This is a genomic window from Salinispora sp. CH2A1_6, from assembly GCF_056820975.1.
Genome location: NZ_JBXEDG010000016.1, coordinates 511,833 through 534,204, shown reverse-complemented (window position 1 = coordinate 534,204; position 22,372 = coordinate 511,833). Strand labels below are relative to the sequence as shown.

Genomic DNA, 22,372 nt, shown 5'->3' with positions numbered 1-22,372 from the left:
CGGTCCGGGGTCGATCCATGGCAGGATGAGCTGATGGCAGAACGGTTGATCGTCATCGGCGGCGATGCCGCCGGGATGGCCGCGGCATCCCAGGCCCGCCGCCGCCGCGGCCCGGACGACCTGGAGATCATTGCCTTCGAGCGGGGCGGATTCACGTCCTACTCGGCCTGCGGCATCCCGTACTGGATAAGCGGCCTGGTGCCGCAACGCGACCAGCTGGTCGCCCGCGATCCGACGACATTCCGCAAACGGTTCAACATCGGAGTCCGGCTACGGCACGAGGTCACCGCGGTCGACCTCGACCGGCGCGAGGTGGTCGCCCGGGACCTGACCAACGGCGGCGAGGTCCGCGAGCGATTCGACACCCTGGTCTACGCCACCGGCGCCCACCCGCTGCGGCCCGGCTGGGCACGCACCGGGGTGAAGGGCGTCTTCGGCGTGCAGACCCTCGACGACGGCGCCGCCCTGCGGGACTGGCTGGACACCGATCCGCGCCCTCGCCAGGCGGTCGTGGTCGGCGGTGGCTACATCGGAGTCGAGATGGCCGAGGCGCTGATCCAGCGTGGACTGGAGGTCACCCTGGTCGAGAAGGCCAGTCAACCGATGTCGACCGTGGACCCGGACATGGCCAAGCTGGTCAACGACGCCATGCACGGGGTGGGGGTGCAGATCCGCACCGGCCTGGAGGTGACCGGTCTACAGGAACGAGACGGGCGGGTCTGCGCGGTGCTCACCTCCGACGGGCCGATCCCCGCCGACCTGGTCGTGCTCGGGCTCGGCGTCCGCCCCAACGTCGCGCTCGCCGAGGCCGCCGGGCTGCCGATCGGGCCCAGCGGGGCCCTGCGGGTGGACCGGCGCATGCGGGTGCCCGGAGTTGACGACGTGTGGGCCGCCGGGGACTGCGTGGAGTGCCTGCACCGAGTCAGCGGGATGCCCGTACACATCCCACTGGGCACGCACGCCAACAAGCAGGGCCGGGTCGCTGGCATCAACATCGGTGGTGGGTACGCGACCTTCCCCGGGGTGATCGGCACCGCGGTGATCAAGGTCTGTGACCTGGAGGTCGGCCGCACCGGGCTCCGGGAGCAGGACGCCGCGGCGGCGGGTTTCGAGTTCGTCTCGGTGATCACCGAGTCCACCAACCGGGCCGGCTACTTCCCCGGCTCCCGCCCGATGACCGTCAAACTCATCGCCGAACGGCCCACCGGGCGGCTCCTCGGCGCCCAGATCGTGGGCTGGTCGGAGGCAGCGAAGCGGATCGATGCCCTGGCCGTGGCGCTCTGGAACGGCATGACCGTGGATGACATGACCGCCCTCGACCTCGGGTACGCCCCGCCGTACTCCCCCGTCTGGGACCCGGTGCTGATCGCCGCGCGTAAGGCCGTTGACGCCCTCGGGCGGTGACGCGGGTCCGCCTCCCCCTCCGGGCCGGAGCAGCCGGGGACTCCCCCTCCGGAGAGCACCTGCAATGAAACGCTGCAAACAAGCTGTCAAACGCAATGATCCGACGGCCGAAGCAACTTCCTACGGTGGATTCTGCTGACCTGCCCCACATACCGTGGAGCAACGGCGCCAGCCCGCGGGCCACGGTGGCCGGGGCGCGCCCAACCCTGGGAGCAGGACAATGCCGATGGACGCCACTCGCCAGCGCTTCCTCATGTGCCGGCCGACACACTTCGCCGTCGACTATGCGATCAATCCGTGGATGGATCCGGCCACACCAGTCGACGTCGACCTGGCGATCCGGCAGTGGGAACAACTACGCCAGACCTACCGGGACCTTGGCCACACCGTCGAGGAGATCACCCCGCTACCGGGCCTGCCCGACATGGTCTTCGCCGCGAACGGCGGCACGGTTCTCGGCGACCGGGCCATGGCGGTGCAGTTCCGGGACCCGCAGCGTGCCGACGAGGCGCCCGCCTACCGGGCCTGGTTCGAAGCCGCCGGCCTTGAGGTACACGACCCGAAGCACGTCAACGAGGGGGAAGGCGACATCCTGCTCGCCGGTGGCCACCTCCTCGCCGGCACCGGGTTCCGGACCGCGCACGCCGCCCACGCGCAGCTGCAGGAGGTGTTCGGCTACCCGGTCCTCACCATGCAGCTGGTGGACCCCCGCTTCTACCACCTGGACACCGCGTTGACCGTGCTGGACGAGCACACCATCGCGTACCTCCCCGAGGCGTTCTCCCCCGGCAGCCAAGCGGTGCTGCGCCGGCTCTTCCCGGACGCCGTAACCGCCAGCATGGCCGACGCCGCGGTCCTGGGCCTCAACGCGGTCAGCGACGGCCAGCACGTCGTCCTGCCGGCGCAGGCCACCGGCTTGGCGGCGAAGCTGCGGGAGCGGGGCTACCAGACGATCGGGATCGACCTGTCCGAGCTGCGTAAGGCCGGCGGTGGCCCGAAGTGCTGCACGTTGCGACTCCGACAGGGAGGCGAGTGAATGATCAAAGAAGAGGTACGGACGCCGGCGGCCGTCCGCGATGCGCAACGGTGGACAGCGCACAACTACCATCCGCTGCCGGTGGTCATCTCCTCGGCCGAGGGCGCCTGGGTGACCGACGTGGACGGCCGCCGCTACCTGGACTGCCTGGCCGGCTACTCGGCGCTCAACTTCGGACACCGTCACCCGAAGCTGGTCGAGGCCGCCCACGCCCAGTTGGACCGACTCACCCTGACCAGCCGCGCCTTCATCCACGACCAGTTCGCCGACTTCTGCCGGGAACTGTCCCAGCTCTGCGGCAAGGAGCTGGTGCTGCCGATGAACACCGGGGCCGAGGCCGTCGAGACCGGCATCAAGGTGGCCCGCAAGTGGGGCTACCAGGTCAAGGGAGTCGCGGCGGAACAGGCGAACATCGTGGTGGCCGAGGGCAACTTCCACGGCCGCACCACCACCATCGTCAGCTTCTCCACCGACGAGGACGCGCGCGCCGACTTCGGGCCGTACACCCCGGGCTTCCGCCTCGTCGCCTACGGCGACCTGACGGCGCTGACCGCCGCCATCGACGAGAACACCGTCGCGGTGCTGCTCGAACCGATCCAGGGCGAGCAGGGGGTCATCGTGCCGCCGCCCGGCTACCTGCCCGGCGTACGGCGGGTCTGTACCGACCGGAACGTGCTCCTCCTCGCCGACGAGATCCAGTCCGGTCTTGGCCGGACCGGCACCACGTTCGCCTGCGAACACGAAGCTGTCGTGCCGGACATGTACCTGCTCGGTAAGGCTCTCGGCGGCGGAATCGTGCCGGTCTCGGCCGTCGCGGCGGATGCCGGCGTTCTCGGCGTGCTCCAACCAGGCCAGCACGGCTCCACCTTCGGCGGGAACCCCCTTGCCGCCGCGGTCGCCACCGAGGTTGTCCGACTCCTGGCCACCGGCGAGTTCCAGCGCCGCTCCGCCGAACTCGGCGCCCGCTTGCACACCGGGCTCCAGGCGTTGGTCGGCAAGGGCCTGCTCGCGGTCCGGGGCCGCGGGCTCTGGGCCGGCCTGGACATCGACCCGACCCTGATGAGCGGGCGGGAGGCGAGCGAACGGCTGATGAGCCGCGGTGTCCTCGCCAAGGACACCCACGGCTCCACCCTCCGCCTGGCCCCGCCCCTGGTCATCACCGAGGAAGAGACCGACTACGCGGTGGCGCAGCTCGCGGCGATCCTCACCGAATAGCCCTCGTACCACCGCGGGGGAGCCGGGTCACGGCCCGGCACCCTGCGGTGGCCGGGTCAACGCGGCAGGCGCATCGCCATCGTCGGCGCCTCGGCCATCACCGAGGCCGGGGTGTACGGCGCGCCAGCCGGCAGTTCGTCCGGGCGCCCAACCTGCACGCCCGGGTACAGCTCCACCATCTCCCCCTCGGCCAGCACCCGAGACTGCTGCGGCGCCAGCGGGACACGCTCCGCCTCCACCATCGACCCGTTCGGCCGGATCCCCGAACCGTTGGTACTCACGTCGGTGACGATGATCTCGCCGACGCGCAGCTCCAGTCGCAGGTGGCTGCGGCTGATCCACCGGCGGGCCTCGTCGTTGAGCCACTGGCCGAGGACAATCCCGTCGTCCGCCTCCGGAGCACGCCCGACCAGTACCGGCTCGGAGTCGGTGAGCACGAACCGGCGCCGGATCAAACCACCGACCCGGACCGCCAACACCGCCGACCGAGGACGCGGACCCGCGTCGCTGAGCCGAGCGCCATGCCGGGGGCAGGTCGGCACTGCGCCGCGCAGGCTGGGCGGTGGCTGCGTCACCGGACTGCGATCGCTGACCGCGGCGAGATCGGCGAAGGCCCCACCCCCACCGCCCTGACCGAAGAGCGCACACGGGGACTCGGGGCACCGCCAGTGCCGCGCCAACAGCTTGTTGCCGGCCACCGAGCGGTCCCCGGCGGCGGGGGCGCCCCCGCCACCGACATGCGCGACGAAGGTCGGCCCGCTCTGGGCGGGTACCGGGGCTACCACCCGACCGGGCTGGTCGGCCACCCAGGGATAGCGTCCCCGCAACCCGTCGAACCGGGCCCGGCTCAGCACCGGAAGCCCGAGCAGGTCGGCGACCTCCAGCATTCGACCACCGGGATTGTCGAGCACCTCCACCAGGCCGTCGTCGGCCCAGCGCCGCACCACCATCCGCTCGTTCGACGTCAGGTCGGCGTCGGAGAGCACGCCCCGGTGCACCACCGCGTAGACCGGGACGCTGTCCTCCTCCAGGTGCCGCGCCAGGGCGTCAATCACCATGCCGAGGCGGAGCAGACTGGCCGGCCGGCCGCCGTCAATATCCTGGTAGCGGATCACCTCGGCCAGGTCGAGCACCGCGCGGGTCAGCCAGGGGTCGGTGGATACCCGGCCCTCAATGGCGTCCAGCACCTTACTGATCTCGAATCTCATCGGATCTCCCCCACGAAGGTCGCCCTCCGCCCGGTGCGCACGTCTGCCATGAGCAGACCCTACCGGCACCGCCGACCTGGAGCTGACCAGCGGTGTCGGCACCTCACCACCGCGACCCGCTGCTCACCTAACGTAGAGGTTGGCCAACTGCGTGCAGGTGCGCGAGCGCCTGCCGGTACGACTCCACCAGCCCCACCTCGACGTACGGAACACCCCGCTGCGCGCAGTAGGACCGGACGATCGGTTGGGCCCGGCGCAGGTTGCCCCGCGGCATGTTCGGGAACAGGTGGTGCTCGATCTGCTGGTTCAATCCGCCCAACGCGACATCGACGAGCCGACCGCCTCGCACGTTGCGCGCAGTGACCACCTGCTTACGCAGGAAGTCCAGCTGGTCAGCGGCGGTCGGCATCGGCATGCCCTTGTGATTCGGAGCGAACGAACACCCCATGTACAGCCCCCACAGCCCCTGGTGGACAACCGCGAAGACCAACGCCTTCGCCGGTGACATCACCAGCAGCAGGCCACCAACGTAGCCGACGGTGTGCGCGGCGATGAGCAACGCCTCGGCACCCCGGTGCCGCATCGGTGTCTGGAACCGCCCGTCCGGCCCCCGCCCAGCGATGGCTCGCAGGCTCGACAGATGCAGGTTCAGCCCTTCCAGCAGCAGCATCGGGAAGAAGAGGAACGCCTGCCGGCGAGCCAGCCACCGAGCGAACCCTCGGGTCGCCCGGGCCTGCTCCACCGACCAGACCAACGCGCCCGCCCCCACGTCCGGGTCCTCGTCGGCGTGGTTGGGGTTGGCGTGGTGCCGGTTGTGCTTCTCCACCCACCACCCGTAGCTGAGCCCGACCGCCAGGTTCCCGGCGAGCAGGCCGACCAGTTCGCTCGGTCCCCGCCGCCGGAACATCTGCCGGTGCCCGGCGTCGTGGCCGAGGAAGGCCACCTGGGTGCTGGCGACCGCCATCAGCACCGCGACCACCGCCTGCCCCCAGGAGTCACCAAGGAGAATGACCAGAGCCCAGACCGCGCCGAAGAACGCGCTGGTTGACGCGATCCGCACCGCGTACCGCCCAGGACGGCGTTCCAGAAGTCCCGCCGCCCGAATCCGCCGGGACAACTCGGCGTAGTCACTGCCCCGTACCGGCGGATCCGCCACCAGCTGCCGCATTATCGCCCACCCCCTCCTCGGCTCCGGTCGCGCCGGTCAGCTCGACCACCGGAACCGAGTCTGCCGAGGTCAGGTGCGCCGAGTAAGCCGGCTTGCCCCCAGGTTGGCGGTGGGGTAGGCCCTACCGGGCGGGTTACGGACGGGTCTGCTCGTGGATCCAGGCGGCGTAGTCGGAGTTGCTCTCCACCCGGTTCACCAGGATCTCCGGTACGTCGTACGGGTGGTTGGCCCGGATCTGCTCGACCAACGCGCCGACGCGGTCCGGGGCGGTCTTGAACTGCACGGACCATTCGGAGTTGGTCTCGACGCGCTGTTGCCACCAGTACGTGCTGTCCACCTGGCCGCCCAGCTGCGCGCAGGCCGCCAGGCGGGCGGCCACCGCCGCGTCCGCGAGCCCCCCGGCGGCCGAGCGCTCGTCCACCACCGTCGTCACCACACAGATCTCCTCCACATAGTCACCCTACGGGGACCCGTTCTGATGCTTGGCGATCCATGCGTCCATCCGCCCCCACCAGTCGAAGAGCCAGTCGATCCGCGCCTGCGCACCGACCGGCACGTCCTCCGGGGGCACCGACCAGAACCGCATCACAATTCGTTTGTCCATGGGAAGTTCCCGCCACACATCGGCAATGGTCACCATCCGGTCCAGGCCGGTGTGGGCGACGAAGATGACGCCGGCTTCGGGGGCGGCGTCCAACGCTGCCAGCAGCCCGCCCGGCTGCGGGGCAAGCACGTGGCGCATCCGCTCGGCCCGCGACGCCATCAACTCGTGGCCCAGTTCCCGCAGCCGGGTGATCGCCCGCAGGCGACGCTTCGGCGTGAAGTTACCGCCCTCGGGAAAGAGCACGAAGGCACTGTCATCATCCAGGCCCGCGGCGAGCTGACCGATCTGTTCGGGCAACGCCGCGCGGCCGTCCGGTCCAGGCGCGAGAAATCGATTCGGTAGCCGGTTGAGCAACACGTCAATTGCCGGATCCCACTGCAGGGTGTGCTTGAGCACGATCCGCGGCTCCCGACGGAACCAGTTGACCAGGGCATGGATCAGGATGAACGAGTCGCCCGGGCCGGCGTGCCGGCACAACACCAGCTCCGGCCGTCCGGCCAGAGCCGTGTCCGGATCGGCGCCGGCCACCTCAATGGAGAGCCGCAGGGTCCACCGGGCCTGCCAGAACAGCACCCGCAGAAACCAGCCGGCGAGCCGGTAGTGCGCCTGCTCGAACGCCGGGGACCGGACCCGCCAGCCGAAACCGGAGGCGACCCAGAGCACGAAGAGCGCGATCAGCGCTGCCGCGTCCCACATCAGATAGACCAGACCGATCCAGAGCAGTCGCAGCGGACGCAGCCGACCCGGCACGAACGGCGAGGCGGCCAGGGCGAGCAGGGCCCACACCGGCACTGTCGTCACCACGGTGACCGCCAGCACCACCACACCCGGAGCCAGGAGCAGCCGGCGCAGCCACCGGGGTGGTAGGCGCATCAGCGGTCCAGCTGGGCCAGGTAGCGCCGCGAGGCCGTGTAGGCCCGGCTGATCCGCCGCCCCACCGCCGCCAGGTCGCGGTACGCCCACGGCGAGTCCTCCCGGGGCTGGGCTCCTCCGGTCGGCAGCACGTGCACCTGGACCCCGTCGGGCACGGCGGCCAACTCGCGGGCGAACCGATGTCGGCGGGCGATCTCGAACGCGACCTGGGCAATCTCCCAGGGGCGCCGCGGTGGGCTGAGCTCGCGTTCGATCCGTCCCACCTGAAGCACGAAGATCTGGGTGGCTCCGGCGGCTACCGCCTCGCCGATCGGGATCGAGTTGACCACACCCCCGTCGATGTAGTGCTGGCCATCGATCTGGGCTGGGGGGAGAAGGCCCGGCACGGAGGCGCTGGCGAGGACGGCCGGCACCACCGGCCCGGTGTCGAACCAGTGCTCGGCGGCCCGTTCGATATTCGCCGCGCAGCAGCGGAAGGGCACCCGCAGGTCCGCGAAGGTGGTGTCGGCGCCGAGTTCCCGCTCCAACAGTTTGCGCAGTGGCCGCGGTGAGTGCAGATGGGTCCGCGCGGCGAACCGGCGTAGCTGCCGGGCCACCGAGTCGCCGTACACCTCGCTCGCCTCGGGGGAGGCCCAGAGCCGGACCAGCCGGTCGGTGACCGTAGTGGACGGGTCGGCGGCCACCAGCACCCCGTTGACCGCACCAATCGAGGTACCGAACACCAGGTCGGGCTGGATGTCGGCGCGGAACAGAGCGCGCAGCATGCCGACCTCGACCGCACCGAGGATGCCGCCGCCACCGAGCACGAACGCCACCGGACCCCGAGCCATAGCTGCCATCCTGGCATGGCTGTGCCGCCCGCCCGCCGGCCCGTCACCCACCTCCCCCGCGCGGACTGATCCGGCGTCAGCAAGTGCCGCGGGTTGTCCGGGTTCGTGCCACCTCCCCGCGCGGACTGATCCGGCCGCGGCCCTCAGCGGAAGGTGATGGGGGCAGGCTCTCGCGCGGGTACCACCGCCGAGACGAACCGCCGCAGCACCGCCTCGTAGCCGTCAACCAGCCTTGTGGTGGAGAAGTTCTCCGCCACGTGCGCGACGCAGAGCGCGGGGTCCAGTTCGCCCACCTTTCGCAGCGCCGCCGGCAGCTCCTCCCCGGTCGCGCAGATCAGACCGGTACGACCCGGAACGATCAACTCCGGCACAGCACCGCGACGTAGCGCCACCACCGGGGTCCCGGTGGCCATCGCCTCCAGCATGACGATCCCGAACGGCTCCTCCCACTGGATCGGCAGCACCAGACAGCGGGCGTCGAGGAGCAGGCGGAACGAGTCCTCCCGGTCGACATCGAGGATGACGGTGACATCGTCGTCCAGCATCGGCCGGACCACCTCGTCGAAGTAGCGACGTTCGGCTGGCTCGTTGCACTTGCCGGCGAGGATCAGTGGCAGGCCGGCCGCCCGGCAGGCCCGGATGGCGAGATCGGGTCCCTTGTCCGGACTGAACCGGGCCAGCCAGAGCACCGGCCCCCGGCCCGGCTGCGACTTGTGCGGGATACCTTCGGTGTCCAGCGCGTTGTGCACCGTGCCGATCCAGGGCAGCCGCAGGTTGAGCCGCCGTTGGGCGTGGGAGATGGCCACCAGACCGACACCCCGGTCGATCTCCTCGAGGACGGTGCCATACTCCCCGACCGGGTTGCCGTGCACGGTCGCAATGGTGGGCACTGACCGGCGTCCGGCCAACAGGGGTCCGATCGTGGTGTGGTCGTGGACCACGTCGAAGTGTTCCGGCGTGACGCGCTGATTCACCTGAACGAGGTGGGCCAGCTCGGGCAACGCCTCGCCCATCCGGTGAAACTTCAGCTCGGCGTCGGTCGAGACGTAACGGGCGGCGGTCCCGGTTTGCTCCCCCGCACCGAAGAGGGTCACCGGGTGCCCCCGGGCGATCAGCCCGTCCACCAGGGCGGCTACGACGTGCTCCAGGCCGCCGTAGCCGGCTGGCGGCACCGACAGCCACGGCGGGACCACCATCGCGATCCGTAGTGGCCGCCCCGCCACACCGCCGTCCCCGCGGTTGCGCGCCACGAGTCCCCCCCTCCGGCCCCTGGTGGGGCATGGGCACCGCCATGCCCACCCCCAGCACGGCACGGCTGCCAGTCGGGGACGGATTCCCGGTTGCCACCCGAGTAAACCGGACACGACGGACACACGCCCCCGCCACCCCGGCCGGTCCTGGTTCACCCAACGGCGCCTGGAGAGGGTGCCGGTGGTTCACCCGCGCGGGGGTGAACCACCGGCACCACGGACGCGGCGGGTGGTGGAGCCAACCCCCTTGGCTCCACCACCCGCCGCAGGAGGGAGGAGGAAAGTCCCGATCGCAGTGATGCCCTGGGCGGGCATCACTTCTTAGGACGCTTCGGCGAGCGTCACGGTTGCCGTCGCTTCAACATTGTTTCGCTTGTACGTCACATCCACCCGGTCGCCCACCTTTCCGGCCTGGACCACCGCGACCAGATCTTCGGAGTCGCCGATCACCTTGTCCCCGAACCGAATGATGACGTCGCCCTGCTGGAAGCCCGCCCGGTCGGCAGCACTGTCGGGCGTGACCGCGGCCACCAGGGCACCACCGCCCTCAGCGGGGGTGACGCTGACGCCGAGGGTGGGGTGGCTGACCTTCTCCCCCCGTTGCAGCTTCTCGGCGACATCCTTTGCCTTGTTGCTGGGGATGGCGAAGCCGACCCCGATGTTGCCGGTGCTGCCCTGGCCGCTGGTGGCGATCGCGGTGTTGATCCCGATCACCTCGCCCCGGGTGTTGACCAGCGCCCCACCGGAGTTGCCCGGGTTGATCGGCGCGTCGGTCTGCAACAGCCCCGAGATCGAGGTGGCGCCCGCCGTCGGGTCCTGCTCCGCACCGCCGGCCTGGATGGTGCGGTCGCGCGCACTGAGGATGCCGGCGGTCACCGACCCCTGCAGGCCCAGTGGGCTACCGAGGGCGAGAACCTGATCGCCGACCTGCATCGCGTCGCTGTCGCCGAACTCCGCCGGCGTCAGGTCGCTCACCCCGGCGGCCTTCACCACCGCCAGATCGGTCTTGGGGTCGGTGCCGGTGATCTCCGCCGACACCGTCTCGCCGTCGGCGAAGGTCACCAGCACGGTGCCGCCGCTGGCGGTGGCGATCACGTGGTTGTTGGTCAGCACGAATCCGTCGGCGGTGAGGATCACACCCGAGCCCCCGCCAGTGTCGGTGCCGATCGACACCACGCTGGGCTGCACCGCGGCGGCGATCCGCGGCAGGTCGGCGCTATCGATGATCGGGGCCGCGGAGTAGGTGCGCGTGATGCCGGAGCCATCGCCCAGGGCGAGTGCGAGCGCACCGCCAGCGACACCGGAGCCGAACATCAGGGCCAGCACCGCGACGCCCGCGCCGATGAACTTCGCGACCCGGCTGCCCGGATTCGGGCCGGTCCGCGGCGCCACCCACGGTGGCATGGGCTGCCCGGCCAGATGCGCTGGCTGACCCGGGTAGAACGGGGCTCCGTACCCGCCCGGCTGCCCCCCACTCCCGGCGATGGACTGCGGCCCGTACCAGGGAGCGCCGGGGTGTGGTGGCGAGTAGCCGGGTGGATAGGGGTGCCCTCCGGGCGGCCCGGTGACGGGCGCGGCGCCGGGCCCCGGGGCGAACGGCACAACCGGGTCGGCCGACGGCGGGCCGCCCGAAGCCGAGGTCGGCAACACGTCCGCGCGGTCAGCCGACGACGAGAAATTCGGGACCGCGGGCGGCAACACCTCCGTGCGGTCAGCCGACGACGGAACGTCCGGGACCGAGGCCGGCAACGCCTCAGTGTGGTCGGTCGAGGTGTCGGCGGGCAGTGTGGCGCTGCTGTCCGCACCGGGGGTAGCGGCCGAAGAGTCGGACTGGGTGCGCTCGAGGCGGGACAGATCGACCGTGGGGTGCGACGGCTCGGCGTCCCCGGGGGTCTGCCGACGCTGCGGGTCGGACTCGTAGTCGGTCATGGAACCACCTTCTCCCCTACCACTTCGATCAGCCTGAAGACCAGCTGTGGATTGGCTGAAATTACACCTCGTCACCGTCCGGCGCCGGCGCCAGGGGCAGCCGGACCCGAAATGTCGCGCCTCCGCCCGGAGTCTGCGCCACCTCCACCGTGCCCTGATGGGCGGCGACCAGGGCGGCGACGATTGCCAGTCCCAGCCCGGTCCCGGTGTTGCCACTGGTCTGGCGGGTCCGGGCCACATCCGCCCGGTAGAAGCGCTCGAACACCCGCTCAGCCTGCTCACCGGAGAGCCCCGGTCCGGTGTCGGCGACCTCCACCACCGCCAGCGCACCGGCCTCGGACCGCAGCCGGAGCGTCACCGACGCCACCGGTGGGGTGTGCGTCAGGGCGTTGGTCATCAGATTGCCGATCACCTGCCGCAGTCGCGCGTCATCGCCATACACCACCAGGGGTCCGGAGCCCGGGACGATGTCCAAATCGATCCGTCGGTCCGGTGCCACCGCTCGGGCCGCCGCCACCGCGTCCGTGGCCAGCACCGGCAGCTCGACCGGGGCCGGCGACAGCGGACGCTCCCGGTCCAGCCGGGCGAGCAGCAGCAGATCCTCCACCAGTAGCCCCATCCGGGCTGCCTCGTCCTCGATCCGGCGCAGCAGGTCACCGGTCTGCTCGGGGTCCCGCGCAGCGCCCTGCCGGTACAGCTCGGCGAAGCCCCGGATGGTGGTCAGCGGAGTACGCAGCTCGTGCGAGGCGTCCGCGACGAACTGCCGCATCCGTTCCTCAGAGCTCCGAGCGCGGGACTCGGACGCCTGCGCGTGCGCGGCGGCGTCCCGAGCTGTCGCTTCGGCAGCGCGGGCGGCGGTCTCCGAGGCGGCGCGGGCGGTGAAGGCCGCCTCGATCTGGGTGAGCATCATGTTGAGCGCCCGGGACAGCCGCCCCAGCTCCGAGGTCGGCTGAGGGTTACCCGCCTCGGGATCCGGCACCCGACGGGTCAGGTCACCGCCGGCGATCGCGGCGGCGGTCTGCTCGATCTCGTCGAGGGGCTTCAGGCTGGCGCGGACGATGCCCGCGCCGATCGAGGCGAGTAGGAGCAGCACCGACGTGCCCACCAGCAGGTCGATCCAGACCAGCCGCTTGACGGCCTGATCCACCTCGATCAGGTGCTGCCCGACGGCGAGCCACACTCCGCCCGGCAGCTCTATGTAGAGCATTCGCCAGTGCACATCGCTGCCCTCCGCGCGGACAGTGAACGGCTCACCGGCCAGGCGCCGAAACCCCGCGGGGTCCGCCGGCACCGGGGGCAGGTCCCGACTCTCGAACCGATTCCGGTCGTACACCACGTCTTCGACCACCCCGGTTCTGGGGTTTGTCAACACGATCACGTAGTCGAACGGGACGGCAAACTCCGTTGGGCGGTAAGCGCTGGCTTCGAGGTTGCCGGCCGAGCCCTCCAGCTCCCGGTCAACCTGGCCGATGAGGTAGCTCCGGAGGAAGACGGTGGTCATCGTGCTGATCACCAGGAGCGCGACCGCCACCAGGGTGAGGACCGCGGCGATCAGCTTGACCCGGAGCGGAATCCGGCGCAGCCCGGCCTTCGCCTGCGAAACGGCGTTCACGCTGCCGGCTTGCGGAGCACGTACCCGACCCCGCGGAGAGTGTGGATCAACCGGGGCTGGGTGTTGTCGACCTTGCGCCGAAGATACGAGATGTACGACTCAACGATGTTGTCGTCGCCCCGGAAGTCGTAGTTCCAGACGTGATCGAGGATCTGCGCCTTGGAGAGCACCCGGTTGGCGTTGAGCATCAGGTACCGCAGCAGCTTGAACTCCGTCGGGGAGAGCTGCACCCGCTGCCCCGCCCGGTGCACCTCGTGGGCCTCCTCGTCGAGTTCGAGGTCGGCGAAGGTGAGCCGGGCCGGGGCCTGCTCACCGCTGGCGCTGCGGCGCAGTACCGCCCGGATCCGCGCCGTCAACTCCTCCAGGCTGAAGGGCTTGGTCACGTAGTCGTCGCCGCCCAGGGTCAGACCGCGGATCTTGTCGTCGGTGGCGTCCCGCGCGGTCAGGAAGACGACCGGAGTGCGGGTGCCTCCCTCGCGCAGCAACCGAATAACCTCGAACCCGTCCAGGTCCGGCAGCATGATGTCCAACACGACCAGATCGGGGCGGTGGGCCTTCGCCGCGCTCAGCGCGGCGCTGCCGCTGGTCGCGGTCGCCACGTCGAAGCCCGCGAAGCGCAGGCTCGCGGAGAGCAGCTCGAGAATGTTTGGATCGTCCTCGACGACGAGCAGTCGGGCCTCGGTCTGGGTAGCCGCCATGCCGCCATCATCCGTGTCCCGGCTGCGACGTGCCTGGGGGGTTCCTGAGAAAGCCCTGTGAGCGGAGGATCAGGCCGCCTCTGGCAGCTGCGGCATGACCATGGGAGGCTGCCCGGCGGATCCGGCGACCGGGCCGGCGTCGACCGGAGGAGGACAGCGTGATCATCGACTCGCGGTACAACGGCCCGCCGGGCTCGGCGAACGGCGGGTGGAGCGCGGGTACGTTCGCGGCGGCGGCTCAGGGCACCCCGCTACCGGCACCTGGCACTCGCGCCCCCGACCGTCCTCGACCCGACGTGGAGCCGGTGGAGGTGACCCTGCGCCGGCCGCCGCCGCTGGAGACGCCGTTGACCCTCGAGGCGGGCGAGGTCCGCGATCCAGCCGGCCACCTCATCGCCGAGATCGCGACGGTTGCCGCCTTCGACCCGGTGGCGGAGCCGGTGGATCTGGCGACCGCCCGGGCTGCCGCAGCCGACTACCCCGGGCTGGTCAACCACCCGTTTCCCCGCTGCTACGTGTGCGGCCCGGAGCACGCCGACGGGCTGCGGATCTTTCCCGGTCCGCTGTCTGCCGGGCGCACCGCCGCCCCGTTCCGGGTTCCGGCGGGAGCGGACGTGGTCACCGCCTGGGCGGCGCTGGACTGTCCCGGGGGCTGGTCGGTGCTCGCCCCCGGCCGGCCGTACCTGCTGGGCCGGATCTCCGCCGTGGTGCTGGCCACGCCGCGCCCCCACGACGAGTGCGTGGTGACCGGGGTGCTGACCCGCGCCCAGGGCCGCAAAGCCGAGGTGCACAGCAGCCTGTTCGGCCCGGACGGCGACCTCCTCGGCTACGCGCGCGCCACCTGGATCGCCGGTTGACCGACCGAACCGAGCCGGACAGCAGTTCGGCCGCAGGCGGGCTTGCGCCACCCGGCAAAGCTGAGGGTGGTGGTCCCGACACAACTTGGAGAAGAATGACGGATGGACGCTCGAGCCCGACACCACCGGCGAGATCCGGGTCTCCGGGCTGACAAAGATCTACGGCAACGTTCGCGCGGTCGACGAACTCTCCTTCCGGGTGGAGCCGGGCCGGTTACCAGGAGCTGACGGGAGCCGCAGCGATCGGCGGGCTGCTGGCATTTTCTGTGAAACCCCACACGGAGTCGAGTCGGAAACTCCTATCGGTTCGGTACGGCGTAGCCTGGAACCCGACTCGTGTGTCCGGGAGCCCCCGGCGTTCGGCGTAACCCACAAACTTGCGTGAAAGAGGCGATTACCGGCCGTGTCGACCCAGCAGACCTCGCAGGAGAACCCACTGGCGGGTTTCGGCCCAAATGAGTGGATCGTCGAAGAGATGTACCAGCGGTACCTCACCGACCCCACCAGCGTCGACCCGGCCTGGCACGACTTCTTCGCCGACTACCGGCCCACACCGGGCGCGGGAGAGACGCGGGACGGCGAGCCGGCCGCGAAGCCGGAGCCCGACGGCCGGCCGGAACCCGCCGCCGCCCCGCCCGCTGCCACCCCGGAGCACAAATCCGTGTCGACCAAGGCCGCTCCCAGCAAGGCCGCCCCCAGCAAGCCCGCTCCCAGCAAGCCCGCCGCGAAGCCGGCTGCCGCGAAGCCCGCGCCCACGAAGCCCGCGCCCCCGAAGCCGGCCGCCACGCCCGCCTCATCCGGCCCGCAGACCGCACCGCTACGCGGGGTCGCTGCCAAGATCGTCCAGAACATGGACGCCTCGTTGAGCGTGCCAACCGCGACCAGTGTGCGCGCCGTCCCGGCGAAGCTGCTGGTCGACAACCGCATCGTGATCAACAACCACCTCGCCCGCGGCCGCGGCGGGAAGGTCAGCTTCACCCACCTGGTCGGGTACGCGCTGGTCCGCGCGCTGGTGATGCACCCGGAGATGAACAACTCCTTCGCCGTCGTGGACGGCAAGCCGACGCTGGTCCGCCCCGAGCACATCAACCTCGGAATCGCGATCGACCTGGTGAAGCCGGACGGCAGCCGCAACCTGGTGGTGCCCTCCATCAAGGCCTGTGAGCAGCTGGACTTCCGCCAGTTCTGGCAGGCGTACGAGGACGTGGTCCGGCGGGCTCGGAAGAACGAGCTGACTATGGAGGACTACGGCGGCACCACCATCTCGCTGACCAACCCCGGCGGCATCGGCACCGTGCACTCGATGCCACGGCTCATGACCGGCCAGAGCGCGATCATCGGCGTCGGCGCGATGGAGTACCCGGCGCCGTACCAAGGCATGAGCGAGGGCACCCTCGCCGAGTTGGCGGTCAGTAAGGTCATCACGCTGACCAGCACCTACGACCACCGGATCATCCAGGGCGCACAGTCCGGCGAGTTCCTCAAGGTGATGCACGAGGTCCTCCTCGGCGAGCACGGCTTCTACGACGAGATCTTCACCTCGCTCCGCATCCCGTACGAGCCGGTGCGCTGGATGCGCGATGTCGCGATCGACGGCGAGGGTCAGATCAACAAGACTGCCCGGGTCCACGAGCTGATCCATGCCTACCGGGTGCGGGGCCATCTGATGGCCGACACCGACCCGCTGGAGTTCAAGATCCGCAAGCACCCGGATCTGGACGTCCTCCAGCACGGGCTCACCCTGTGGGACCTGGACCGTCAATTCCCGGTGAACGGATTCGCCAACCGGCAGCGGATGAAGTTGCGCGATGTCCTCGGCGTGCTCCGCGACACCTACTGCCGCCGGGTCGGCATCGAGTACATGCACATCCAGGACCCGGAGGAGCGGCGCTGGATCCAGCAGCGGGTTGAGCGCAAGTACGAGAAGCCGGCGGTCGACGAGCAGAAGCACGTCCTCAACCGGCTGAACGCCGCGGAGGCCTTCGAGACCTTCCTCCAGACCAAGTACGTCGGCCAGAAGCGCTTCTCGTTGGAGGGGGGCGAGTCGCTGATTCCGCTGCTCGGTGAGGTCCTGGAGGCCTCCGCCGAGGATGGGCTGGACGAGGTCGTCATCGGCATGGCGCACCGGGGCCGGCTGAACGTGTTGGCCAACATCGTCGGCAAGCCGTACGAGAAGATCTTCTCCGAGTTCGAGGGGCACCTGGACCCGCGCTCGACGCAGGGCTCCGGCGACGTGAAGTACCACCTCGGGCAGAACGGCAAGTTCACCACTCCGGACGGCGAGCACTCGGTCAAGGTCTCGGTGGTGGCGAACCCGTCGCACCTGGAGGCCGTCGACCCGGTGCTGGAGGGCATCGTCCGGGCCAAGCAGGACCGGATCGACCTCAAGCTGGAGGGCTACACCGTACTGCCGCTGGCGGTGCACGGGGACGCGGCCTTCGCCGGCCAGGGAGTCGTCGCCGAGACGCTGAACCTGTCCCAGCTACGCGGCTACCGCACCGGCGGCACGGTGCACGTGGTGGTCAACAACCAGGTTGGCTTCACCACCGCACCGGAGTACAGCCGCTCCAGCCTCTACAGCACCGACGTGGCCCGGATGATCCAGGCGCCGATCTTCCACGTCAACGGCGACGACCCGGAGGCCGTGGTGCGGGTCGCCCAGCTGGCCTTCGAGTACCGGCAGACGTTCAACAAGGACGTCGTCATCGACCTGGTCTGCTACCGGCGCCGTGGGCACAACGAGGGCGACGACCCGTCGATGTCGAACCCGGAGATGTACCGGATCATCGACTCGAAGCGGTCGGTTCGCAAGCTCTACACCGAGGAGCTGATCGGTCGGGGCGACATCACCGTGGAGGACGCGGAGGAGCTGCTGCGCGACTATCAGGCGCAGCTGGAGCGGGTCTTCAAGGCCACCCGAGACGCGGCCACCGCACCCCGCCAGCTCAGCCGCCCGAAGCGGGAGGATGAGCCGGAGCCACCGGTGGAGACCGCCACCGACGCCGATGTGATCCGGACGATCGGCGAGGCGCATCGCAACCTGCCGGAGGCCTTCACCCCGCACAAGCGGATCCAGCAGCTGCTCGACCGGCGGGCCAAGATGGCCAGCGAGGGCAACATCGACTGGGGCTTCGGCGAGATCATTGCCTTCGGCGCGCTGCTGCACGACGGGGTCACCATCCGGCTCGCCGGCCAGGACTCGCGCCGCGGCACCTTCGTACAGCGGCATGCCTCCGTCGTTGACGCCGAGACCGGCGACGACCACCTGCCCCTGGCGGCGCTCACCGTCGGCGGTGAGCGGTCCCGGTTCTTCGTGCACGACTCGCTCCTGTCCGAGTACGCGGCGATGGGCTTCGAGTACGGCTACTCGGTGGAGAACGTCAACGCGCTGGTCTGCTGGGAGGCCCAGTTCGGGGACTTCGTCAACGGCGCCCAGTCGGTGATCGACGAGTTCATCTCCTCCGGAGAGGTGAAGTGGGGTCAGCGCTCCGCGGTCACGCTGCTGCTGCCGCACGGCCACGAAGGCCAGGGCCCGGACCACACCTCCGGCCGCCCGGAACGGTTCCTCCAGCTCTGCGCCGAGGACAACATGCGGGTGGCCATCCCGACGACCCCGGCGAACTACTTCCACCTGCTGCGTCGCCAGGCCCTGTCGCCGAAGCGCAAGCCCCTCATCGTCTTCACGCCGAAGTCCCTGCTGCGGCACCGGCTCTGCGTCTCGCAGGTCGAGGACTTCACCAACGGCACCTTCCAGCCGGTGCTGCCGGACGGGGGCGCCCCCGCCCCGGAGCAGGTGAAGCGGGTGTTGCTCTGCTCGGGCAAGGTCTACTACGACCTGTTCCAGGCCCGGCAGGATCGCGGTATCACCGACACCGCGATCATCCGGGTCGAGCAGCTCTACCCGATGCCGATCGAGGAAATTCGGGCCGCGCTCGCGGCGTACCCGAACGCGGTGGACTTCGCCTGGGTCCAGGAGGAGCCGGCCAACCAGGGCGCCTGGTCGTTCGTCGCGCTCAACATGCTGGAACACCTGGACGGGGTACGACTGCGCCGCATCTCCCGCCCAGCGGCCGCCGCCCCGGCGGTCGGCTCGGCCAAGATGCACGACGTCGAGCTCTCCGCCCTGCTCGACGCCGCACTCCCCCGCCCGTAGACACCACCCCACCCGTATTGGTGGGGGGCCGGGACAACCGTCCCGGCCCCCCACATCACGACGTGACCGAGGAACGCATGTACTTCACCGACCGAGGGATCGAGGAACTGACCGAGCGTCGCGGCGACGAGCAGGTCAGCATCGAATGGCTCGCCGAGCGCCTACGCGACTTCGTCGACCAGAACCCCGAATTCGAGACCCCGATCGAGCGCTTCGCCACCTACCTGGCTCGGCTGGACGACGAGGACGACGAGTAGAACCGCGAACTCCCGTGGGCTGAACACTCGGGCCCCGGGCCGGATGACCCGGCCGAAGGACCCGGGCGGACCGCCCGGCGAGCTCCTAGAGTGGATCTCGTGGCACGAAGCGTGTATCTGACCAGCGTGAGTTCCGGCGGCGGCAAGTCCACGGTCGCCCTGGGACTGGCGGAGCTGTTGTCCCGGCAGGTTGGCCGGATCGGTGTCTTCCGGCCGTTGGTCCGGGGCGACCAGCCGGACCCGATCCTCGCCCTACTCAGCGAGCGCTACCGGGTCGAACTGCCGATCGAGGACCTCACCGGCACGACCTACACCGAGGCCACCGGGATGGTCGCCGAAGGCCGGCGGGAGCAACTCGTCTCCCGCATCGTCGAACGGTACCGCGCGGTCGAGCGGCAGTTCTCCGCAGTAGTCGTGGTGGGCAGCGACTTCGCCGATGGCGGCGACGGAGCCGGCCCCCGCGAGCTGGCCTTCAATGCCCGGCTCGCGACCGAGTTCGGCAGCGTCGTGGTCCCCGTGGTGGACGGGTACGAGCAGGAGACCGCCACCATCGCGGCGGCGGCCCGGGGGGCTTACCACGACCTGGCGGACCTCGGCGCGACGGTGCTGGCGATCGTCGCGAATCGGGTAACCGGTCCGCTCACCCTCCCCGAGCTGCCGGTACCCGCGTACCTGATCCCCGAGGTGCCCAGCGTGTCGGCGCCGACCGTCGCCGAGGTCGCGACGGCGCTCGGTGCCACCCAGCTCGGTGGAGACGACGCCGCGCTCAGCCGCGACGTACTCGACTATGTCGTCGGCGCGGCCCACGTGCCCACGCTGCTCGACCACCTGACCGAAGGTGCCTTGGTGATCATGCCGGGCGATCGGGACGATCTCCTGGTCGCCACCAACGCCGCGCACGTGGCGGGGCAGATCGCGCTCTCCGGGCTGGTCCTCACTCTCGGCGAAATGCCGGACCCGCGCACAATGCGGCTGGTCGAGCGGCTACGGCCGGGCCTCGCCGTGCTCTCCGTGTCCAGCGACAGCTACGACACGGTGGCCGCCTGCAACCGAATCGAGGGCCGGCTGAGCGCCGGCAACCCGCGCAAGGTGGAGGCCGCGCTGGGCGCCTTCGAACGCTGCGTGGACACCGACGATCTCTCCCGGCGGCTGCAGGTCACCCGATCGCAACGGGTAACCCCACTGATGTTCGAGTACGACCTGATCGACCGTGCCCGGACCCAGCGCCGGCATGTGGTGCTGCCCGAGGGGAACGAGGAGCGGATCCTGCGGGCCGCCGAGATCCTGCTGCGCCGGGGGGTAGCCGAGCTGACCCTGCTCGGTCGGCCCGACGATGTCGCCCGGCGGACCCGGGAGTTGGGCGTCGACATCGCCGGTGCACAGGTTGTCGATCCGTTCACCAGTGAGTGGCGCGACGAGTTCGCTGCCGGGTACGCCCGGCTCCGCGCCCACCGGGGTGTCACCCCGGACCTCGCCCACGACATCGTGCCCCAGCCGAACTACTTCGGCACGATGATGGTGTGGGCCGGGTACGCCGACGGCATGGTCTCCGGCGCCACCCACACCACCGCCGCCACCATCCGTCCCGCCTTCGAGATCATCCGCAATCTGCCCGACGTCTCCATCGCCTCCAGCGTCTTCTTCATGCTGCTCGCCGACCGGGTACTCGTCTACGGCGACTGCGCGGTCAATCCCGACCCGGACGCCGCCCAACTCGCCGACATCGCAATCTCGTCCGCCGACACCGCCGTCCGGTTCGGCATCGAACCGCGGGTGGCGATGCTGTCGTACTCGACCGGCAGCTCGGGCGCCGGCGCCGACGTGGAGAAGGTCGCGGAGGCCACCCGACGGGTTCGGGAGCGCCGACCGGATCTGCTGGTCGAGGGGCCGATCCAGTACGACGCGGCGATCGACCCGACGGTGGCGGCGACGAAGCTGCCGGGCAGTACGGTCGCCGGGCGGGCGACGGTCTTCGTCTTTCCGGACCTGAACACGGGCAACAACACGTACAAGGCGGTGCAGCGGTCTGCCCGGGCGGTGGCGGTCGGGCCGGTAATGCAGGGGCTACGCCGGCCGGTGAACGACCTCTCCCGGGGTGCGACCGTCCCGGACATCGTCAACACGGTGGCGATCACCGCGATCCAGGCCGGAGAGGCAGGCAAATGAGCCGGGTGCTGGTACTCAACTGTGGGTCGTCGTCGGTCAAGTGGCGGCTCTACGACGGCGACGACGTCCTCGACCGGGGCGCCGTCGAGCGGATCGGTGAACCCGGGGGCGGGCCGGCGGACCACGGCACCGCCATCCGGGGGATCCTCGCCGAGCTCGACCTGACCGGACTCACCGCCATCGGCCACCGGGTGGTGCACGGTGGTCGCCGCTTCGGCGAGCCGGTCCTGATCGACGACGCGGTGCTCACCGCGATCCAGGAGCTGGTGCCACTCGCCCCGTTACACAACCCCGCCAACCTGACCGGCATCGAGGTCGCCCGGGCAGCGCTGCCCAGGGTTCCCCAGGTCGCCGTCTTCGACACCGCCTTCCACACCACGCTGCCCGAGTCCGCCGCCACCTACGCGATCGACCGGGCGACAGCCGACCAGTACGGCATCCGGCGGTACGGCTTCCACGGCACCTCCCACGCGTACGTCTCCCGGCGCACGGCGGAGCTGCTGGGTCGTCCGTACGCCGACACCAACACCATCACCCTGCACCTGGGCAACGGCGCGAGCGCTGCGGCCGTGGCCGGCGGACGCAGCGTGGCCACCTCGATGGGGATGTCCCCGCTCGAGGGCCTGGTCATGGGCACCCGGAGCGGCGACCTGGACCCAACGGTGATCTTTCACCTGCGGCGGGAGGGTGGGCTGGGCGTAGACGACATCGACGACCTGCTCAACCACCGCAGCGGCCTGTACGGGCTCACCGGCGCCAATGACATGCGCGAGGTACTCGCCCGCCGGGCGGACGGCGACCAGGCCGCCCTCCTCGCCTTCGACGTGTACTGCCGCCGGATCACCAGCTACGTCGGGGCGTACTACGCGCTGCTCGGCCAAGTGGACGCGGTGACCTTCACGGCCGGTGTCGGCGAGCACGCCGCCCCGGTCCGCGCGGCGGCCCTGGCCGGACTGGAACGACTCGGCATCACGATCGATCCGGAGCGCAACGCCGGCAGTGGCGACCGAATCATCTCGCGGGACGGGGGCGAGGTGGCGGTCTGCGTCATCAGCACCGACGAGGAGCGGGAGATCGCCCGGGCCGCCCGGGAGGTGGCGGGCCGACGCTGA

General features: G+C 70.4%; 17 protein-coding genes and 1 pseudogene. 9 read left to right on the top strand and 9 right to left on the bottom strand.

Annotated features, from left to right (window positions below; genetic code table 11):
* The first annotated feature begins 33 nt into the window (after positions 1 to 33).
* The 3 genes from AC1UKG_RS23535 to rocD all read left to right on the top strand — a co-directional run bounded on the left by AC1UKG_RS23535 (position 34) and on the right by rocD (position 3,655).
* The gene (locus tag AC1UKG_RS23535) at positions 34 to 1,404 is read left to right on the top strand and encodes an FAD-dependent oxidoreductase (RefSeq protein ID WP_482642415.1); all 1,371 of its coding nucleotides are present in this window, start codon (positions 34 to 36) and stop codon (positions 1,402 to 1,404) included.
* A gap of 226 nt (positions 1,405 to 1,630) precedes the next feature.
* Positions 1,631 to 2,440, top strand: a complete 810-nt coding sequence (gene ddaH / locus AC1UKG_RS23530) for a dimethylargininase (protein ID WP_026325310.1) — start codon at positions 1,631 to 1,633, stop codon at positions 2,438 to 2,440.
* On the top strand, positions 2,441 to 3,655 hold the full coding sequence (rocD, locus tag AC1UKG_RS23525; RefSeq protein ID WP_018744074.1) for an ornithine--oxo-acid transaminase: 1,215 nt from the start codon (positions 2,441 to 2,443) through the stop codon (positions 3,653 to 3,655).
* Positions 3,656 to 3,711: 56 nt separating this feature from the next.
* Here the strand turns inward: rocD and AC1UKG_RS23520 are convergent, their stop codons facing one another.
* The 9 genes from AC1UKG_RS23520 to AC1UKG_RS23480 all read right to left on the bottom strand — a co-directional run bounded on the left by AC1UKG_RS23520 (position 3,712) and on the right by AC1UKG_RS23480 (position 13,827).
* A complete protein-coding gene (locus AC1UKG_RS23520) occupies positions 3,712 to 4,863 on the bottom strand; it encodes an FHA domain-containing protein (protein ID WP_018744075.1) in 1,152 nt (383 codons plus the stop codon).
* Between the two features lie 127 nt (positions 4,864 to 4,990).
* The gene (locus tag AC1UKG_RS23515; protein ID WP_482642424.1) at positions 4,991 to 6,034 is read right to left on the bottom strand and encodes a fatty acid desaturase family protein; all 1,044 of its coding nucleotides are present in this window, start codon (positions 6,032 to 6,034) and stop codon (positions 4,991 to 4,993) included.
* Positions 6,035 to 6,164: 130 nt separating this feature from the next.
* On the bottom strand, positions 6,165 to 6,482 hold the full coding sequence (cutA, locus tag AC1UKG_RS23510) for a divalent-cation tolerance protein CutA (protein WP_018744077.1): 318 nt from the start codon (positions 6,480 to 6,482) through the stop codon (positions 6,165 to 6,167).
* Between the two features lie 9 nt (positions 6,483 to 6,491).
* Positions 6,492 to 7,508 carry a 1-acyl-sn-glycerol-3-phosphate acyltransferase gene (locus AC1UKG_RS23505; RefSeq protein WP_482642416.1) on the bottom strand — a complete coding sequence of 339 codons (1,017 nt, stop codon included), beginning with the start codon at positions 7,506 to 7,508 and terminating at the stop codon, positions 6,492 to 6,494.
* Positions 7,508 to 8,338, bottom strand: a complete 831-nt coding sequence (locus AC1UKG_RS23500; protein ID WP_018744079.1) for a patatin-like phospholipase family protein — start codon at positions 8,336 to 8,338, stop codon at positions 7,508 to 7,510. The genes AC1UKG_RS23505 and AC1UKG_RS23500 overlap by 1 nt, the downstream gene beginning before the upstream one ends.
* A gap of 143 nt (positions 8,339 to 8,481) precedes the next feature.
* On the bottom strand, positions 8,482 to 9,588 hold the full coding sequence (locus tag AC1UKG_RS23495; RefSeq protein ID WP_018813955.1) for a glycosyltransferase family 4 protein: 1,107 nt from the start codon (positions 9,586 to 9,588) through the stop codon (positions 8,482 to 8,484).
* Between the two features lie 321 nt (positions 9,589 to 9,909).
* Positions 9,910 to 11,517 carry a trypsin-like peptidase domain-containing protein gene (locus tag AC1UKG_RS23490; protein ID WP_018813956.1) on the bottom strand — a complete coding sequence of 536 codons (1,608 nt, stop codon included), beginning with the start codon at positions 11,515 to 11,517 and terminating at the stop codon, positions 9,910 to 9,912.
* A 61-nt stretch (positions 11,518 to 11,578) separates the two neighbouring features.
* Positions 11,579 to 13,129, bottom strand: coding sequence for a sensor histidine kinase (locus tag AC1UKG_RS23485; protein WP_018744082.1), 1,551 nt, complete (start codon positions 13,127 to 13,129; stop codon positions 11,579 to 11,581).
* On the bottom strand, positions 13,126 to 13,827 hold the full coding sequence (locus tag AC1UKG_RS23480) for a response regulator transcription factor (RefSeq protein WP_018744083.1): 702 nt from the start codon (positions 13,825 to 13,827) through the stop codon (positions 13,126 to 13,128). Before AC1UKG_RS23480 ends, AC1UKG_RS23485 begins: the two co-directional genes overlap by 4 nt.
* A gap of 158 nt (positions 13,828 to 13,985) precedes the next feature.
* On the opposite strand from AC1UKG_RS23480, the gene AC1UKG_RS23475 reads away from it, so the two are divergent.
* From AC1UKG_RS23475 to AC1UKG_RS23450, 6 genes and pseudogenes are all read left to right on the top strand, one after another.
* Positions 13,986 to 14,684 (top strand): hypothetical protein, encoded by a 699-nt coding sequence (locus tag AC1UKG_RS23475; protein ID WP_018744084.1) that lies wholly within the window; start codon positions 13,986 to 13,988, stop codon positions 14,682 to 14,684.
* A 95-nt stretch (positions 14,685 to 14,779) separates the two neighbouring features.
* A pseudogene (locus AC1UKG_RS23470) lies at positions 14,780 to 14,907 on the top strand (ABC transporter ATP-binding protein); the annotation flags it as partial.
* 180 nt (positions 14,908 to 15,087) lie between these two features.
* Complete coding sequence (locus AC1UKG_RS23465; RefSeq protein WP_018744085.1) at positions 15,088 to 18,837, top strand: multifunctional oxoglutarate decarboxylase/oxoglutarate dehydrogenase thiamine pyrophosphate-binding subunit/dihydrolipoyllysine-residue succinyltransferase subunit; 3,750 nt, start codon at positions 15,088 to 15,090, stop codon at positions 18,835 to 18,837.
* 62 nt (positions 18,838 to 18,899) lie between these two features.
* Entirely contained in the window at positions 18,900 to 19,094 is a 195-nt protein-coding gene (locus tag AC1UKG_RS23460) for a DUF6104 family protein (RefSeq protein WP_018726034.1), read from the top strand.
* A gap of 90 nt (positions 19,095 to 19,184) precedes the next feature.
* Positions 19,185 to 21,260 (top strand): phosphate acetyltransferase, encoded by a 2,076-nt coding sequence (gene pta / locus AC1UKG_RS23455; protein ID WP_018744086.1) that lies wholly within the window; start codon positions 19,185 to 19,187, stop codon positions 21,258 to 21,260.
* Positions 21,257 to 22,372: an acetate/propionate family kinase gene (locus tag AC1UKG_RS23450; protein WP_482643019.1), complete on the top strand. Its 1,116-nt coding sequence runs from the start codon at positions 21,257 to 21,259 to the stop codon at positions 22,370 to 22,372. Before pta ends, AC1UKG_RS23450 begins: the two co-directional genes overlap by 4 nt.